This is a genomic window from Paenibacillus aestuarii, from assembly GCF_027789125.1.
In the GTDB taxonomy this organism is placed as follows: domain Bacteria; phylum Bacillota; class Bacilli; order Paenibacillales; family NBRC-103111; genus Paenibacillus_E; species Paenibacillus_E aestuarii.
In genome coordinates, this window is record NZ_JAQFVF010000092.1 from 1 (window position 1) to 16,997 (window position 16,997).

21 protein-coding genes are annotated in these 16,997 nt (G+C 52.1%); 3 read left to right on the plus strand and 18 right to left on the minus strand.

The genetic code is table 11. From position 1 onward, the window contains the following. A partial coding sequence (locus O9139_RS31785; protein WP_270885760.1) for a hypothetical protein occupies positions 1-472 on the plus strand: 472 nt, incomplete at its 5' end. A 122-nt stretch (positions 473-594) separates the two neighbouring features. Here the strand turns inward: O9139_RS31785 and sigF are convergent. The 15 genes from sigF to O9139_RS31860 form a co-directional block, all read right to left on the minus strand. After that, positions 595-1,350 (minus strand): RNA polymerase sporulation sigma factor SigF, encoded by a 756-nt coding sequence (gene sigF, locus O9139_RS31790; RefSeq protein ID WP_270885761.1) that lies wholly within the window; start codon positions 1,348-1,350, stop codon positions 595-597. 11 nt (positions 1,351-1,361) lie between these two features. Further along, complete coding sequence (gene spoIIAB, locus O9139_RS31795) at positions 1,362-1,808, minus strand: anti-sigma F factor (RefSeq protein ID WP_270885762.1); 447 nt, start codon at positions 1,806-1,808, stop codon at positions 1,362-1,364. After that, the gene (gene spoIIAA, locus O9139_RS31800) at positions 1,805-2,158 is read right to left on the minus strand and encodes an anti-sigma F factor antagonist (protein ID WP_270886013.1); all 354 of its coding nucleotides are present in this window, start codon (positions 2,156-2,158) and stop codon (positions 1,805-1,807) included. The genes spoIIAB and spoIIAA overlap by 4 nt, the downstream gene beginning before the upstream one ends. 134 nt (positions 2,159-2,292) lie before the next feature. Beyond that, positions 2,293-3,471: a D-alanyl-D-alanine carboxypeptidase family protein gene (locus tag O9139_RS31805; RefSeq protein ID WP_270886014.1), complete on the minus strand. Its 1,179-nt coding sequence runs from the start codon at positions 3,469-3,471 to the stop codon at positions 2,293-2,295. A gap of 325 nt (positions 3,472-3,796) precedes the next feature. Next, entirely contained in the window at positions 3,797-4,180 is a 384-nt protein-coding gene (locus O9139_RS31810; protein WP_270885763.1) for a cupredoxin domain-containing protein, read from the minus strand. Positions 4,181-4,357: 177 nt separating this feature from the next. Next, entirely contained in the window at positions 4,358-4,807 is a 450-nt protein-coding gene (locus O9139_RS31815; protein WP_270885764.1) for a flagellar protein, read from the minus strand. A 174-nt stretch (positions 4,808-4,981) separates the two neighbouring features. After that, entirely contained in the window at positions 4,982-5,809 is an 828-nt protein-coding gene (locus tag O9139_RS31820) for a purine-nucleoside phosphorylase (protein ID WP_270885765.1), read from the minus strand. 101 nt (positions 5,810-5,910) lie between these two features. Then, positions 5,911-7,086 carry a phosphopentomutase gene (gene deoB, locus O9139_RS31825; protein WP_270885766.1) on the minus strand — a complete coding sequence of 392 codons (1,176 nt, stop codon included), beginning with the start codon at positions 7,084-7,086 and terminating at the stop codon, positions 5,911-5,913. A 114-nt stretch (positions 7,087-7,200) separates the two neighbouring features. Continuing rightward, positions 7,201-8,097, minus strand: coding sequence for a site-specific tyrosine recombinase XerD (gene xerD / locus O9139_RS31830; RefSeq protein ID WP_270885767.1), 897 nt, complete (start codon positions 8,095-8,097; stop codon positions 7,201-7,203). 106 nt (positions 8,098-8,203) lie between these two features. Further along, a complete protein-coding gene (locus O9139_RS31835) occupies positions 8,204-8,446 on the minus strand; it encodes a DUF4227 family protein (protein ID WP_270885768.1) in 243 nt (80 codons plus the stop codon). Positions 8,447-8,502: 56 nt separating this feature from the next. Continuing rightward, positions 8,503-9,630: an alanine dehydrogenase gene (ald, locus tag O9139_RS31840; RefSeq protein ID WP_270885769.1), complete on the minus strand. Its 1,128-nt coding sequence runs from the start codon at positions 9,628-9,630 to the stop codon at positions 8,503-8,505. Between the two features lie 170 nt (positions 9,631-9,800). Beyond that, a complete protein-coding gene (gene fur, locus O9139_RS31845; protein WP_270885770.1) occupies positions 9,801-10,286 on the minus strand; it encodes a ferric iron uptake transcriptional regulator in 486 nt (161 codons plus the stop codon). A 101-nt stretch (positions 10,287-10,387) separates the two neighbouring features. Next, on the minus strand, positions 10,388-11,029 hold the full coding sequence (spoIIM, locus tag O9139_RS31850) for a stage II sporulation protein M (RefSeq protein ID WP_270885771.1): 642 nt from the start codon (positions 11,027-11,029) through the stop codon (positions 10,388-10,390). 62 nt (positions 11,030-11,091) lie between these two features. Then, on the minus strand, positions 11,092-12,270 hold the full coding sequence (locus tag O9139_RS31855; protein ID WP_333743118.1) for an endonuclease Q family protein: 1,179 nt from the start codon (positions 12,268-12,270) through the stop codon (positions 11,092-11,094). Position 12,271: 1 nt separating this feature from the next. Then, a complete protein-coding gene (locus O9139_RS31860; protein WP_270885773.1) occupies positions 12,272-12,826 on the minus strand; it encodes an NUDIX hydrolase in 555 nt (184 codons plus the stop codon). An 88-nt stretch (positions 12,827-12,914) separates the two neighbouring features. Here O9139_RS31860 and mciZ point away from each other — a divergent pair, with 88 nt between their 5' ends. Beyond that, the gene (gene mciZ / locus O9139_RS31865; protein ID WP_270885774.1) at positions 12,915-13,076 is read left to right on the plus strand and encodes a Z-ring formation inhibitor MciZ; all 162 of its coding nucleotides are present in this window, start codon (positions 12,915-12,917) and stop codon (positions 13,074-13,076) included. On the opposite strand, the gene O9139_RS31870 is transcribed toward mciZ, so the two are convergent. Continuing rightward, positions 13,021-14,130: a DUF3866 family protein gene (locus O9139_RS31870; RefSeq protein ID WP_270885775.1), complete on the minus strand. Its 1,110-nt coding sequence runs from the start codon at positions 14,128-14,130 to the stop codon at positions 13,021-13,023. The two genes, mciZ and O9139_RS31870, sit on opposite strands and share 56 nt — an antisense overlap. A gap of 125 nt (positions 14,131-14,255) precedes the next feature. Further along, entirely contained in the window at positions 14,256-15,386 is a 1,131-nt protein-coding gene (locus O9139_RS31875) for a M20/M25/M40 family metallo-hydrolase (RefSeq protein WP_270885776.1), read from the minus strand. Positions 15,387-15,454: 68 nt separating this feature from the next. On the opposite strand from O9139_RS31875, the gene prli42 reads away from it, so the two are divergent. Then, positions 15,455-15,556, plus strand: coding sequence for a stressosome-associated protein Prli42 (gene prli42, locus O9139_RS31880; RefSeq protein WP_270885777.1), 102 nt, complete (start codon positions 15,455-15,457; stop codon positions 15,554-15,556). 2 nt (positions 15,557-15,558) lie between these two features. Here prli42 and O9139_RS31885 read toward each other — a convergent pair whose 3' ends face one another. Then, a complete protein-coding gene (locus O9139_RS31885) occupies positions 15,559-16,914 on the minus strand; it encodes a dihydrolipoamide acetyltransferase family protein (protein ID WP_270885778.1) in 1,356 nt (451 codons plus the stop codon). Positions 16,915-16,997 lie beyond the last annotated feature (83 nt).

Sequence of the window (16,997 nt, forward strand, 5' to 3'; positions counted from 1 at the left end):
GGAAAAGCCGGACTACAGCGCGGATGGGAGTGCCGGCGAGCGCTGTAGTCCGGATAAACACAATTGCCGAGCCCCAAAGGGGACGCCGCTCGCAATTGGGAAAAGCCGGACTACAGCGCAGATGGGAGTGCCGGCGAGCGCTGTAGTCCGGATAAACACAATTGCCGAGCCCCAAAGGGGACGCCGATCGCAAAACCAAGCCTGCAGTCCGGCGAAACCGGACTGCAGCGAGGAAATTGCGCGGCGTGGCTGCTGCAATGGGGAAAAGCCGGACTACAGCGCAGATGGGAGTGCCGGCGAGCGCTGTAGTCCGGATAAACACAATTGCCGAGCCCCAAAGGGGACGCCGCGCGCAAAACCAAGCCTGCAGTCCGGCGAAACCGGACTGCAGCGAGGAAATTGCGCGGCGTGGCTGCTGCAATGGGGAAAAGCCGGACTACAGCGCGGATGGGAGTGCCGGCGAGCGCTGTAGTCCGGATAAACCCAATTGCCGAGCCCCAAAGGGGACGCCGCGCGCACAAAAAAAGCCCCCCACCACAACCATCGGATTCGCCAAGCGAATATTCCGATCCGGATGCATGGGGGGGCTTCTCATCACTGTGCAATCTGATCTTTGATCGATTGCAAAATCTTCTTCTCCAATCGGGAAACTTGGACCTGGGAGATGCCTAAGCGGCTGGCCACCTCGGATTGGGTCTGATCCCGAAAATACCGCAAATACACAATCAATCGTTCTCGCTCCGATAATGCGCCAATGGCTTCGTTCAGCGCCAGCTTCTCGAACCATTTGTCGCCGGACTCATCGGAGATTTGGTCCATCAGGGTGATCGGGTCGCCGTCGTTTTCGAATACAGTCTCGTGGATGGATGACAGCGGTTTGTTCGCTTCCTGGGCAAAGACAACTTCCTCTGCCGTAATCATAAGCTCTTCCGCCACCTCTTTGATCGTTGGCAGGCGGCCTAGACGCTTCGACAGCTCGTCCTTCGTCTTGCGAATTTTATTCGCCAATTCCTTCAGCGATCTGCTCACTTTTAACGTGCCGTCGTCGCGTAGGAACCGCTGAATTTCGCCGATAATCATCGGCACGGCATAAGTAGAAAATTTGACATCATAAGAGAGATCAAACTTGTCGACAGACTTGAGCAAACCGATACATCCGATCTGGAACAAGTCTTCGGCTTCATATCCCCTATTCAGGAAACGCTGTACAACCGACCATACCAGCCGAATGTTGCAGCTGACCAGCGTTTCTCTGGCCAGACCGTCACCGGACTGGCTCAGAGCGATTAAGCGTTTGACTTCCGCATCATCCAAGTAACTGTGAGAGGCATGCTTCAAATCGACATCCATAGATCAAACCCCTAATTGTATAAAGCTTTTTTAGATTCAATTCGCTTCAACATTTTTATTTTGGTTCCGATTCCAACGGCCGTCACAACTTCAACTTCATCCATGAAATTTTCCATAATCGTAAAGCCCATACCTGATCGCTCAAGCTCCGGCTTCGAGGTATAGAGCGGCTGCTTCGCTTGCTCCAAATCCTCGATACCTTGACCATTATCCTCTACGGTGATGTGAATGATATCATCATCAATCTGCGTAGATATCGTGATCACACCATCTGTGCGATTGTTGTAGCCATGGATGATGGAGTTCGTCACCGCTTCAGACACAACCGTTTTAATGTCCGTGAGCTCGTTCATCGTCGGATCCAGCTGCGCGACGAAAGCAGCTACGGCCACACGCGCAAAGGCTTCATTCTCGGAACGGCTGGCAAACTGGAGCGTCATAAAATTTTTATCACTCATAGCGCAACCTCCAAACTGGAGATCGCAGATCTTTCGTTATCTTGGATCGAAACGATTTTGAATAAACCGGAAAGCTCGAACAAACGATGTACGGCAGGCGATACGTCACATACGACCATCTTGCCGCCTTTGCTTGTAATTTGCTTATAGCGACCGAGAATGACGCCTAAACCGGAGCTGTCCATGAAGGAAAGATCTTTCAAACTTAGAATGAGATGGCGAATGTCCTCTTTGGCAATCGCTTCCTCCATTCTTGCTTTCACAATGTCCGCCGTATGATGGTCCAGTTCACCTTTCAACCTCACGATCAGCGCTCTTCGTCCTTGCTCGAATTCAATTTGCAGGCTCACCATGTTCACTCCTTCCCAGTCATGAATGCTACTTTCTACAGGGAAGATGGGATTTCCTGCCACCCGACAAAACTAGAAGAATTGCGCTAAAAGTAGAAGAAAAACGGGATTTTTCGTTACGGTTCTTACCTCATCTATACATCCGTACGGAATAAATTCGCAGTCGTGCGTTTAAAAAGTTTCCACCAGGACGCCTTATTCACGGCTATCGGGGATTCCAAAGGATACTCCGCCATCACGGTATCGCCATTGTACACGACGATTTTTCCAATCGGCTGACCTAAAGCAATCGGCGCTTTCAAGTTTGGATCGATTTGCAGCTCATGTCGAATGTTTTGCGTGGCTTCGCCTTTTTTCATCAAAATGCTGTAATTTTGCTTCGCAACGAGCGGAACAGACGATACTTCGCCTTTGTTCACGGTAAAGTTGCCAAGGCTATCGCCGGATTTGAACAGTGGATAGTTGGAATATTGAGCAAACGCATAATCGAACAGCTTCGTCACTTCAGCGTTGCGCGTTTTCGTATTGGGCTCACCCAGTACGACGGCGATGACACGGAAATTGTCCCGCTTCGCAGTCGCAGACAGACAAAATTTCGCTTCACTGGTGTATCCGGTTTTCAGACCGTCGGCACCGCTGTAGAAGCGCACCAGTTTATTGGTATTCACAAGCCAGAACGGCTTCGGTGAATCTTTACGCAAATAGTCCTGATAAACACCTGTAAATTTCGTAATTCCCTCGTGTTTGAGCAGCTCGCGCGACATGATGGCGATATCGTTGGCGGTCGTATAATGGTTTGCTACAGGCAACCCGTTGCAGTTGGAAAAATGTGTATTTTTCATCCCCAGTTGCTGTGCCCGTTCGTTCATCATTTGAACGAAGTTCTCTTCGGAACCGGCGATCTTTTCCGCCATGGCGACGGAAGCGTCATTGCCGGATGCCATCGCAATCCCTTTGATCATCTCTTGAACGCTCATCTCTTCCCCAGGCTCAAGGAAAATTTGCGATCCGCCCATGGATGCCGCATACTCGCTCGTACGCACTTTCTCATCCATTTTGATTTTACCTTGATCGACAGCTTCCATGATAAGCAGCATCGTCATAATTTTCGTAATGCTGGCTGGCGGTAGCTTGGTATCTTTATTTTTCTCGGAAATGACGGTTCCCGTGTCCGCATCCATAAGTACCGCGGATTGCGCGTTCGGTGTTAAATCGACTGACGCTGGCTGTTTTTCCGCTGCAAATGCGCCTTGTACCACCAATAGCAGCGCGATCTGCAGACAGATGAAGCTGATAAACCCTTTTTTTAGCATATCCATTCTACCCCTCCTGAGAGTTTTCACCAGAAAACTGCCATCGTAAGCGTGATGTGTTAAGCTCTACGCTCGCAGCATGAATTACTGCTACTCAGTGTTGACGGAAAGCCTTCAAAATATTCCAGTCATGGAAAAATAAAAAGAGCACCTCCCCAGGCATATTTGCAAGGGAAAGTGCTCGTTCCAGCGTCGTACCCATCAATTCGCCTGCCGTGACGGTATCGCCGATTTTTTATTCGTGTCAGACCAGCGGCGTGATTCGCCGATCAAAAATCAAAAAAGGGAGCTTCTTGGCTCCCTTTACAGTTTACTGATTCATATCTTATTGTACGACCAATTTCGCTTTCATCTTAGCATGGCCTTCACCACAAGGAAGTACGCATTCAAGATCGTAAGTTCCCGGTTTGTCAAAGGTTACTTGTTTGGATGGGTTCTCTTTGTCCAATTTGATATCCAGACCTTTGATTTCTACGGCGTGTACGCCTTCTTTCAAAGATAAGGAAACTTTCGTCGGCTCTCCGGCTTTTACTGTGTAGTTCGTATTGTCGAACTGCCAGTTGGACGCGACGATTTTCAATTGTTGGCCTTTATTAGCAGCAGCTTCTGCTTCTCTAGCCTGTTGGCGACCGGAAATATCTTGAAAGAGGACTCCCAACCCTAATGCGCCCGCAAGTATAAATAACACAAAGAAAATCCACTTTTGCATGCATATCCCCCTCGAAATGTGTTCACTTCATCTATTTTACCTAACAAGTCCAAACAATCCCATATATGATTGATGGCAAATCATTGAATATTCTGTGACAAAAGCGTGAACGAGCTTCGCACAAAAATATCCTCCGTTCGGAGGATATAACTATACTATTGCCCAATCTGCGGCAATTTACACGCCTTGGCTGCCGCTCAGTCTGTCGCGGATTTGAAACCCTCCGGAGACCCCAGCCAGCACTTCTCTTGGAATAGGAGCAGGATTCTTCTGCTCTTTCTCTTTCAACTGAACAATATCTTGTTGAATGCGGATCGAACAATCGGTGCAAAGCTTATGTATACGAATCGGTGCTTTACAACTGGAGCACAAATAATGCAGATTCGGGTAATCGGCAACCAGTAGTTTGCTCTCTCTCATCCAAGACATCAACTGCTCCGCGCCAACACCTGTCGCTTCTGCAACCTGCTCATTCGTAGAGCGGTAGTTTTTGCGCATAAAGTCCAGCACACGATTCAGCTTGTGATCCATCTCGCGGCTGCAATCATTGCACTGATTCCGAACATTTTTTTGAAAAACTTTGCCGCAGCGCGGGCAATTGTCAACGTTCAATTGAAGGAGGCTCATGCTGCCATCACGTCCTTGTACCGGAGTTATAGTTCCATTTAACTATATTGTAGCATGATAACTTTTCCATTAATAGGTCTTTAGACGCTAAAATTTTGATAAAGAAAAAACTGCCCCCTCCCGATTACCCAATCGGCAGGAAGCAGTCTCATTCGCTCTATGTACAGGCTTCTTTTACAGCGCGGCAATAATGCCTAAAACGAGCTTAAGGAACTTCGGCTTCACTTGTTCTGTTGTTTCCATCACTTCATCATGTGACAGCGGCTGATCCAAAATACCGGCTGCCATATTGGAAATACAGGAGAAGCCAAGCACTTCGATGCCGGCATGACGGGCCACGATCACCTCTGGCACCGTGGACATGCCGACAGAATCGCCGCCAAGCGTGCGGAGCATGCGAATTTCCGCAGGCGTTTCATAGTTAGGACCGAGCAGTCCTACATAGACACCCTCCTGCAGTTGAAAATCTTGCGAAGCCGCCACTTCATGAGCCAGCTTGCGCAAACGCTTGCTGTACGCTTCCGACATATCCGGGAAGCGTACGCCGAGCGCGCTGTCGTTCGGTCCGATCAGCGGGTTGCGGAAGGTCAGATTCAAGTGGTCGCTGATGACCATCAGGTCGCCAACCTTGAACGAAGTGTTGATCCCGCCGGCTGCGTTCGTGACGATCAGCGTTTGCACGCCAAGCTCCTTCATCACACGCACGGGGAAGGATACCGTCTCTGCGCCGTATCCTTCATACGCATGGAAGCGCCCTTTCATGACCAGCACTTGCTTGCCTTGAATCGTGCCGACCACAAGCTCACCGGCATGTCCTTCTACAGTGGACACTGGGAAATGTGGAATGTGGGCATAATCCACAACCACCGGATTCTCAATGAGATCGGCAAGCACGCCTAGACCGGAGCCTAGAATCAGCCCGATTTGCGGCTGGGTTCCTGTCTCTTTGCGAATATAAGCGGCGGCCTCTTGAATCTTTTGAATCATCGATGTTTCGGACATCTATCATTTCCTCCTTCGCGTTCTGCACGTGCAAAACGGATTAAAATATTACGTTTGACTGACAATCATTGCCTCAATTCTGCAAAAGCTCTCCTGCTTCCTTACTTCAGCAGATGCAGGAAGCTCTCGCCGTTCCCTGTCGAAGCAACACCGAAATTCTCGGCAATTGTAGCGCCCAAATCTGCGAACGTCTTGCGGATGCCGATGGAGGCTGGCGCCTGCAAGCTTGGGCTGTAGAGCAGAATTGGCACGTATTCGCGCGTATGATCCGTGCCCGCATGAATCGGGTCGTTCCCGTGGTCAGCGGTCAGAATCAGCAAATCATTCGGTCCGATTCCTGCCTTCAGCTGCGGCACATGCGCGTCGAATTCCTCCAATGCGCGGCCGTAGCCTTCAGGATCGCGGCGATGGCCGTACAAGGAATCGAAATCGACCAGATTCGTGAACGCCAAACCTTTGAAGGAAGAACCCAACGTTTCAATCGTCTTCTGAATGCCGTCCAGGTTGCTCTTGGTCGAAGTCGCTTTGGTCACGCCTTCACCATCAAAAATATCATTGATCTTACCGATGGCGATCACATCAAGCCCGGCGTCCTTCAGGTGATTCATCACTGTAGGTGAAGGCGGCTTCACCGCATAATCATGGCGGTTGGACGTCCGCTTGAACGCGCCTGGCTCGCCCACGTAAGGTCTGGCGATTACGCGACCTACCGCGTATTCATCGGAAAGCGTCAGCTTTCTGGCGATTTCACAAGCGCGGTACAGCTCTTCCAGCGGAATGATCTCTTCATGCGCAGCTAATTGAAACACGCTGTCAGCGGACGTATAGACGATCCAGGCGCCGGTTTTCATTTGCTCTTCGCCCAGCTCATCCAAAATTTCCGTGCCTGACGCCGGTTTATTGCCAATAACTTTGCGTCCTGTCGCTTGTTCAAATTGACTTATGAGCTCCTCAGGGAAGCCCCCTGGGTACACATTGAATGGGATGGACACGTTGAGTCCCATCAACTCCCAATGTCCTGTCATCGTATCTTTGCCGACAGATACTTCGGCCATTTTGCCAAAATAAGCTTCCGGCGCTTCTGCAGCCGGGATGCCTTTCAGTTCAGCAATACTGCCTAAGCCTAAACGCTGCATATGTGGCAGCGCAAAACCGCTTACTTTTTCCGCGATGTGACCAAGTGTATGAGATCCAGTGTCACCGAATCGCTCCGCATCCGGCAGTTCGCCGATACCTACGCTATCCAGTACGATTACACAAATTCGTTCGAAACGCACAATTAGTCCCTCCAAAAATAAGGCTAGTTTAACCACCCGTTATTATCTCATTTCCACTGCTGGAATGCAAAAATAGGGCGGCAAAAAAGCCTGATCGCTCAGGCTTCTCTCCTTTTACATATGCGCCCGTGGATGCGAGCTGTTGTATACTTCCTTCATTTTGTGCTTCGTCGACTGGACATAGACGAGTGTCGCTGAGATATCGGCGTGTCCGAGCATTTCCTGAACGGAGCGGAGATCGGCGCCGTTCTCGAGCAGATGGGCAGCGAAGGAATGCCGCAGCGTATGCGGCGTAATGTCTTGCTCCAGGCTCGTTTCTTCCGCGTAACGCTTCAGGATTTTCCAGAAGCCTTGCCGGGTCATCCGAGTGCCCAAATGGCCGACGAACAGCGCTTCCTCTTCAGGCGACTTCTTGAGCAGTTTGGTCCTGTGTTCGTTCATATAGATAGCCAGACATCTTGCGCTAATCTTGCTGATCGGAATCAGCCGTTCCTTATCCGCCTTGCCTGTACAACGGATATAGCCCAGATCCAGATGGACGTCCTGAACATTCAGCGCAACCAGCTCGGATACCCGGATGCCGGTGGCATAGATCAACTCCAACATTGCCTTGTCTCTGGCGCCTGGCGAAGAATCGGTCTGCGGGGCTTCCAGCAGCTTCCCCGTCTCGGAGACGGAAAGCACCTTCGGCGATTTCTTCTCCAGTTTCGGAGGATCGACCAGCAGCGTCGGGTCTGTCTCCATCTTGCGCTCGCGAATCAAAAATTGCATCATCGCCCGGATCGATACCAAACAGCGCGAGACCGTCGCCGAAGCCCTTCCAAGCTGCTTGAGGCTGGACAGGTAGCCTGCGACATGGGTTTTACCGACGTCCTTCCACGCTGTGATTCCGTGCTGTTCCAAATAAATCATAAACTGCTGGATATCCCGGTTATACGATTCCAGCGTATTCTTCGATCGGCCGCGCTCCACGGCAAGAAAACGTATGAAGGCTTGCAGGTCTGTATTCATTAGGGGAAAAAGCTCCTTCGTAAAAATTGCCGTGACGTTTTCCAGTACCCTTTCCACGCTCGTGCCAGGAACTCCTCTTTTTTACGCTTTATTCATGGTATTCCCTTTATTCTCCGTACCAGTAAAATAGCCGCAACCGATCCCCCATCGATGTGCCGGAGTCGGATAAAGTCGGGTGCGAATGCTGCCCGAATACTTTCACCGACTTGCCCGTCGGCGTCTTGTATTTATTCATCGGCTGGATCCAGCCTGCCAGGAAGACCATCACTTGATACAGCACGATTGTCAGTGTCATAAACATGAAGATAAACCGCAGGCGGCTTATCCATTTACGCGTGGAGAACACCATAGCCAGTCCCCTCTTCCTAGGTTCTTTAAGGACAGGATATGTGTCAAAACCGGCGTTTATGACAGCTCGGACAATGCGACGTACGGCATATTCAGCGCTTCGGCGACGGCCGGATGCGTAATGTGCCCTTTGTACGTATTGACGCCGAGCTGCAGCGGCTGATTGCCGGCGACGGCCGCTTGCACCCCCTTGCCGGCCAATTCTAGAGCATAAGGCATCGTCACGTTCGTCAGCGCCAGCGTCGACGTGCGCGGGACGGCCCCCGGCATATTGGCAACGGCGTAGTGCAGCACGCCATGCTTCTCGTAGACGGGATCGCTATGCGTCGTGACCCGATCGATCGTCTCGATCGAGCCGCCCTGGTCGACGGCGACATCGACGATGACCGAGCCCGGCTTCATCGTCTCAACCATCGTGCTGGTCACCAGGCGAGGCGCTCGTGCGCCCGGGATCAGCACAGCGCCGATCAAGAGATCCGCCTTCTGCACCGCATGGGCGATGTTATGCGGGGTCGACATCAGCGTGCGCAGCCGACCGCCAAAAATATCGTCCAGCGCCCGCATGCGGTCTGCGCTGCGCTCGATCACGACCACATTGGCGCCTAGCCCTAGCGCCATTTTGGCAGCGTTCGTGCCGACAATGCCCCCGCCGAGAATGATCACATCAGCCGGCGGAACACCCGGCACGCCGCCGAGCAGAATGCCGCGCCCGCCGTAGTACTTCTCGAGGAAATGCGCCCCGATCTGCACGGACATGCGGCCGGCCACTTCGCTCATCGGCGTCAGCAGCGGCAGACTTCCATTCGCCAATTGAATCGTCTCATAGGCGATGCCGGTGACGCCGCTGCTCATGAGCTGCGCCGCCAAATCGCCGGCGGCCGCTAAATGAAGGTACGTGAAGAGCACCAGCCCTTCCCGAAAGTAGCCGAACTCGCTCGGCAAAGGCTCCTTGACTTTCATGATCATGCTGCTTTGCGCCCATACATCAGCAGCGCTACCCAGAATGACCGCCCCTTCTTTGCTATAATCGTCATCGCTGAACCCGCTGCCGACGCCAGCGCCGGCCTCGATTAGCACCTGATGGCCTGCCATGCGCAGCATGCCCGCACCGCCAGGTGTTAGGGCCACGCGGTTTTCGTTATTTTTGATTTCCTTCGGTACGCCAATCACACTTTGTTGAGACATATCGATTCCCTTCTTCCACATCAAGAATGATAGTCATAAGGTGCCATGCTTTGAGTCAGATTATGTGCGTGCACACAGCTCTGTCCTCCTCTTACATCTTATGGGGAAATAACAAAAATGCCTGTATGCGCACCAGCGTATACAGGCATTTTTCTTGTATGAACAGCTTCTTATTCAGACGCTGTTGTTTTGGATTTATCCAATGATTCCGGCTTCCCTCTATCGTTACAGCGATGGCAGATGCCTTGAAAATCAAGCCGATGATCCAACACTTGAAAATGAAAATCCCGCTCCAGCCTTTCTTCGAGCGGACCAAGCCAATCTTCCATAATTTCATCTACGGCTCCGCATTGCACGCAAATTAAATGATGGTGATGATGGCGCGTGTTGTCGCCACGCAGATCGTAGCGGGCCACGCCGTCGCCAAAGTTCATCTTCTCCAGAACATGCAGCTCGCTTAAAAGCTCCAGCGTCCGATACACGGTAGCCAAACCAATCTCAGGCGCCTTATCCTTCACGAGCATAAACACATCTTCAGCACTCAAGTGATCTTCTTCATTTTCAAGTAATACTCGCACTGTCGCTTCCCGTTGAGGGGTTAGCTTGTACCCTTGGGATTGCAGCTGCTGCTTAATCTTCTCGATTCTTGCTTCCATACTCCTCCCCCTCAAACCGGCGGGCATTAGAGCCCAAATGTAGCACTTTATTCATTATAGGGGGAGTTTGCCGACAAAGTCAACAGAACCTGCATGGAACGTTAGCCGTAGAACGCCATCAACATCGGGGTGACCCACTTCATCATCAGCTGGGAAATATAGCCTTCCCAGAACGCGGCGCCGAGCAGAAAGGCGCCCATCAACAGCGTAATCGTCGTATAACGCATAAACGGTTGATACATCGACCCATTGCGGCTCATGAAACGGTGTTTAATGACAAATATGGAAAAAGCCATAGCGGCGACACTGCAAAATAAGATGGCCGGAATCACGATCAGATTCTGCGGCGCCACGGAAACAAGCGCAAACAGCATGCCTTTCCATGACATCTGGCCGACCAGGTAGCCTACCGTAAAGCCGATCAAAACGCCCTTGAGGAAATCCAAAACGAGGATCAGCGGAAGACCGATGATGGACAGCCCGAACAGCCAAATGAGCAGAATCCATTTCATATGCATGCCGAAAGATTGTAAAAACGACTGCCTGCTGTCAAAATCCCCGCCATCATTGATTTCATGAAAGAAGCTGCCCAAATAACGCGACATCTCCTGCTTCTGCTCCAAAGAGAGCGCGTTCACCATGACCGCACCGAACACGACCCCGATCACAAAGAGCACAGCAACGAAAATAAATAGCGGCAGATTTTCCTTCATATATTGCTTCATCGTCAGATTTCGGTTCATCCCGCTGCTCCTTCCCTTTGTATAACCTATACAAAGACAAGCTTATGAAGGAACCAGCGAATCTATGATTGATTTTTCACTTTGCCGTAACGGCCGCCGCCGCCAACTTCCAGCGCCAGCTCCCCGGAACGAGCCTTGACGATATAGCCGGCAAGCTCTTCGCCGATCACGTCGGCCAGCTCCTCAGCGGACGCGCGGTGCAGGACGTTCATCTCCGTGCTGAACCGTGCGAGCAACTGAGCGCGCTTCTTCGGCCCCAAGCCGGGGATGAACTCGAGCGGCACTTGGTAGCGATACGGCGGGCGATGCTCGGGGACAGCGGGCTCCGCCCTGTCGGCGATAGCCAGTATCCGATCCATAACGCCGCGTACGATCTTGGTGCTGCCGCAATACAGGCAACGCTCGACCGTCGTGACGCTTTCATCGAGGATCGATTCACAATCGCCGCAGTAGGTCCGATGATATTTGCCCAGCCGTGGATTCAAGCCGTAATTGGCCAACACTTTGCGGCCATCTTCGCGTCGTAAGGCTTTCATGAATTCAGTATATGATGGCGCAGCTAACTGAATTTGGTTGTACTCCCTGCCAATTTTGGCCAGCGAATGCGCGTCTGAATTGGTCAAAATGGTGTAGCGGTCCAGCTCCGAGATGAGACCCGCCATCTCGGCATCGGCGCTGAGCCCGAGCTCCACAGCCGCAATGCCATCCAAGTCAAGCAAATGCGCCATCCGGTTTGATGCGCTGCCATAGACGCTCTTATGCGGAGTGAAAATATGCGCGGGGATGAGAATACCACCGCGGCCGAGAACTTCTTGCTGCAGCGTTCGAGCCGGCACATAAATGCGCTGGGAGCTGAGCTCCACATTTTTCATATGCCCCTTCATCCAGCCCGTAAAATCCTGCATAGTGGCAAGATCCGGCATATACGCCAGCAAGTGCGCCGCCCCCATGCCAGGATCCCGCACTTCAATCTCGCTGCCCAGCAGAATGACAGTGTCCCGGTAACGAATGCCGCCGCCTTCCTGCTCGGTCATCTCGCCACGCGCGAGGTACATTTGGATCTCTTCCTGCACCGCCGTGGAATGGCAATCAATAATACCAATAATCTCCATACCCTTGCGTTCGGATGCTTCGCTGGCAATATTGAAGAACGTCAAATCGTTAGCAGCGCTGATCTTTACAGCTTTGCCTGATTCCGTACGTCCGATATGAATGTGCAAATCGGCATAATACGCTTTCATCTTAAATCTGCCCTGTAAGTTTATAGAGCTGCCAAGCATATACGGCGAGAATCGTCTTCGCGTCGCTGATTCGGCCTTCGCGAATATATTGCTGCGCCTGCTCTAACGTAATCGCTTCGCATTCCAGAAATTCATCCTCATCCGGACGCGCCTCTCCTTTGACCAGCTGCTCGGCCACATAGAGATGAATGATTTCATCCGCAAAGCCCGGCGACGTATAGAACGAGCTGACATGTTTCACATGCTCGGATCGGTAGCCGGTCTCCTCTTCCAGCTCGCGAAGGGCCGCTTGCAAAGGCTCTTCCCCCGGATCCAGTTTGCCTGCTGGAATCTCAACTTGACTTTTTTCCAGCGGTTTGCGATATTGCTCCACCACGATCATCCTATCCTCCAGCAGCGGAATGACCGCTACGGCGCCAGGATGCCTAATGATTTCCCGTGAAGCTGTCCCCCCGTTCGGCAGCTGCACCTGATCCACCTGCAGCGAAATAATTCTGCCCTTAAAAACAGATTCCGAACTTAACGTAATTTCCTCAAATTTGCGATTGGCTGTCATCGTAAATCCTCCTTCTCTAGCATAACTTGTCCAAATATTGCATATCCATCATTATATCAAACTTCTAATAGGAAAAGAGGAACCCACTATGAAATGCTATGTATCCGAGAATCAAATCCGTCTGGTAGGGAAAGCGTGGGAAATCAAACGCTATTTGCAGCAGCTGCTGACACAAGTCGGCCATGACATCAAGCTCAGCGAATATGCGCATTCCATGCAAACTCCGCAGCCGCACAGATCGCTTTCATAAATGCCGGGTCTTCCTCCATCCCTCTTCCCATCGAGGTAATCTTTACCGGGTACAGTCGCAAAGCCGCTTGGACCCGCTCCATCGTAATGCCGGATACAGGCACAATCCGGTGCTGCGCATAAAGCCCTTCCTCCGCTACTTGCCGCTCAAGCACCGCCTGCTCCGCTTTTGCGAGGCATGGAAGGGGCAGGATGGCCTGGCAGCGCGCCGCGAGCTTCAGTGCTGTGCGCGTATGATGGCTGATGCCGTAATGACGCGGCCGAATATCGCCAAAGCTGATGCGCGGCATCACGATCGGCATGCCTTCCAGCGCATGAACGGCATTGACCAGCTCGCCTACTTCCAGGCCGGAGTAGCCGTAGCGCGTGCCCGTCCCTCTGATGCCCGGCCCCATCGTCACGATGCACAGATCGGCTTGCGCCGCATGTTTGGCCGCCAGCAGTGCGCTAAATTTATTGACTGCTTCCAGTTTTCCCCCATAAGCCTGACCGTATGTAATCGTCGTATGCAGCCAGCCAAGCCGCTCGAGCACCGCCACATGTTCACTCCAAACGAGCGGAAGTGCGCCTCCGTCTGTCATGATATAGGCAATCCGCAGTTTATCCGCCTCTTTCCCCATGCGATATCGCAGCCAACAAAGCGCTGCCGGCAGCATGCTGTGCAACTCCCCCAACAAAACCGGCATTCCTTCTAAAGATTGATGTTCCAAAAAAAGCTCGTGATACGGACTCGTCTGCTCTTCCACCGAACAGGCCACTCTTTGCAGCGGGGTGTAGTTCAGCTTCATCATGTGTCCTGCAGGCTTGGCATCCGCTTGTGCCAACGGGCGGTTCAAGACGGCCGCCACAAAATGATAACCGCCTGTCCCTAGACCTAAGCGAACGGCGGATACGTTCAGCAGCACTTCATCGCCGGGAACGAGCTCGCCGCATTCCGTGTAATGCAGCGCTAGAGATGTCCCGCTGCCTGTGCTTGCCTCTTGCACGGATACGATTTGTACCCCAACACGCACCGCTACGACCGCTGTCACGACGCCTTGCTCCCAAATCACCATAGATCAGCTCAGCCCCTTACGTCCGACGATTTAATTGAAACGTATGACGCCAAGCCTGCATTCATGCAAAAAAGCCGATCGTCTCCCACATACTGGAAGTCCGATCAGCTTTAGATCACTCGCTATTAAACTTTTGCCGTTTCTTTCACGATGGCTACAACGAGCTCGGCCGTTTTCACCAGATCGCTGATAGCGATGTGCTCTTTGACCGTGTGGATTTCTTTATAACCTACAGCCAAGTTCACCGTAGGCACGCCCATGCCATTGAAAATGTTCGCATCACTGCCACCGCCGGAGTGGAACGTGCGGGTAGGCAGACCGAGCGATGTCAGTGCTCTGGACGCCAGCTGCACGACAGGCGCATTGTCATCATGCATATAGGAAGCGTACACGATTTCCGAGTTGAACTCGCAAGTCGTTTGTGCTTCGGCGGCAGCCGCTTCACATGCTTCTTTCATCGCCGCAATTTGAGCTTCCAGCTTATGCTGCACAATGCTGCGCGCTTCCGCTTCCATACGCACTTTGTCGCAGACCACATTCAGCGGGCCGACGCCGGAGAAGCTGCCGATGTTCGCTGTTGTCTCGCTATCGATGCGGCCTAGAGACATGCGTGCAACAGCCTTGCTAGCAACTTGGATGGCACTGATGCCATCTTCCGGATTCACACCGGCATGTGCGGATTTACCGTTGAAAATAATTTCGATCTCCGCTCGTCCCGGAGCAGCCGTGGCAATATCGCCGATGCTGCCGTTGGAATCGAGCGCGAAACCGAATTTTGCGCTGATCGCTTTTGGATCCATGGCGCGGGAGCCTTTCAGACCGCTTTCTTCACCGGCAGTAATGACAAATTCAATGCGCCCGTGCGGAATGTTCTGCTCTTTCAATACTTGGATCGCTTCGATCATCGCGGCAATGCCCGCTTTATCGTCACTCCCGAGAATCGTTGTGCCGTCACTACGGATATAGCCGTCTTCGCCGATCTGCGGCTTAATGCCATTGCCTGGAGCTACCGTATCCATATGGGAGGTAAACAAAATAACAGGAATCGCCGGATTCGCATCTGTAGCTTCCAGCGTGCAGATCAGATTGCCGGAACCGTGACCGCTCTTGGCCATAGAATCGTCTTCAACCACTTGTAGACCGAGTTTACTGAACTTTTCTTTCAGCACGACGCTGATTTGCTGCTCAAATCGGGTCTCGCTGTCCACTTTCACGAGCGAAATGAATTCTTCGATAAGACGGTTCTGTTCGATCATATACTTTCCTCCGCGATGTTTAATGAGTTACAATAACTAGTACGAGCTTAAAAAGGAGTGAAACAGCCGTGCAAAATAAACGTATTTTTAAAGTTGTCATCTATATCATGCTCATTGTCATGCTGCTTTCCAGCCTCATGTTTACGGCCGGGTTATTTTTCAACCCGTAAGCTTAGTAAATTTTCGTATCGAGGTTGTAGCTCTCCAGGTTCTCCTTCACGCGCTGCAGGAACCTTCCGCAGATGACGCCGTCAAGAATGCGGTGATCCAGCGACAAGCACAGGTTAACCATGGAACGGACCGCGATCATATCTTGAATCACGACAGGCTTCTTCACAATCGATTCGAAGGTCACGATAGCTGCTTGCGGGTAGTTGATGATCGGATACGATAGAATCGAACCGAAGGAGCCTGTGTTGTTAACCGTAAATGTTCCGCCGACCATATCGTTCAGCGACAGTTTCCCCGCACGCGTCTTCTTCGTCAATTCATCGATTTCTCTCGCCAGACCGGCGATATTTTTCTGATCCGCCTTCTTGATGACCGGGGTCATAACGGAGTCTTCCGTACCAACCGACAACGAAATGTTGATATCCCGCTTGACGATGATTTTGTCCACCGCCCAGACGGAGTTGATGATCGGATAGTCTTTGATCGCGTTGACCACCGCTTTCAGCATGAAAGCGAGGTACGTCAAGTTAATGCCCTCACGACGCATAAACTCATCCTTCACTTTGTTCCGCAGCACGACGAGATTGGTCACGTCGACTTCAATCATCGTCCAGGCGTGCGGAATTTCCGTTACGCTCTGGCGCATGCGCGTCGCGATCGCATTGCGGATCGGCGTCACATCGATGAAGTGCTCATTACGCGCATCCAAGGAATGGCCTTCCGCTTCGATCAGCGGTGTCGGCGGGTTCGCCGACAAATGAATGCCGGAGCTGCGCACCGGAAGCTTCGATGGCTGCACAGTGTCCTGAGCCTGTAACGCTGCAGATGCGGGTTGCGCTGGCTGCACAGGCGCCGCTTTGGCAGCCGCATTCGCTCCGCCGGAAGCGAGGAATTGCTCGACATCTTTGCGTGTAATCCTTCCGCCTAAGCCGGTTCCGGCCACTCGGGATAAGTCCACGTTATTGTCCTGCGCCAGCTTGTGCACAGCAGGAGAGTAACGACCTCTCATGCTCTGGTCCACTTGCACAGCCGCTACACTCTCGCCACTTGCGGCACTATGGCCACTAGAGCCTGAGCCCGCCGCTTCCGCCGCAGCATCCGCAGGCACTTCGATGAGGCAGATCGCTTCGCCTACCGCAGCGGTTTCTCCGTCGCCTACCAAAATTTTAACCAATTTGCCCTCAATCGGCGAAGGCATTTCAGTGTTTACTTTTTCCGTGAATAGCTCACACAGCACGTCATATTGTTCAATATAATCTCCGGGCTGCTTCAGCCATTTCCCGATTGTCGCCGATACGAGGCTTTCCGCCAAATGGGGAACCGTCACCTCTTGGATTCGGTTGTTCGCTTCGTTCATGCGAGCACCTCCTATTCATAAGTGAAACCTCTAACGAAGTCTCCATGGAGAGACTTCGTGTAGAGGCTGCTTAGCGTGTTGTT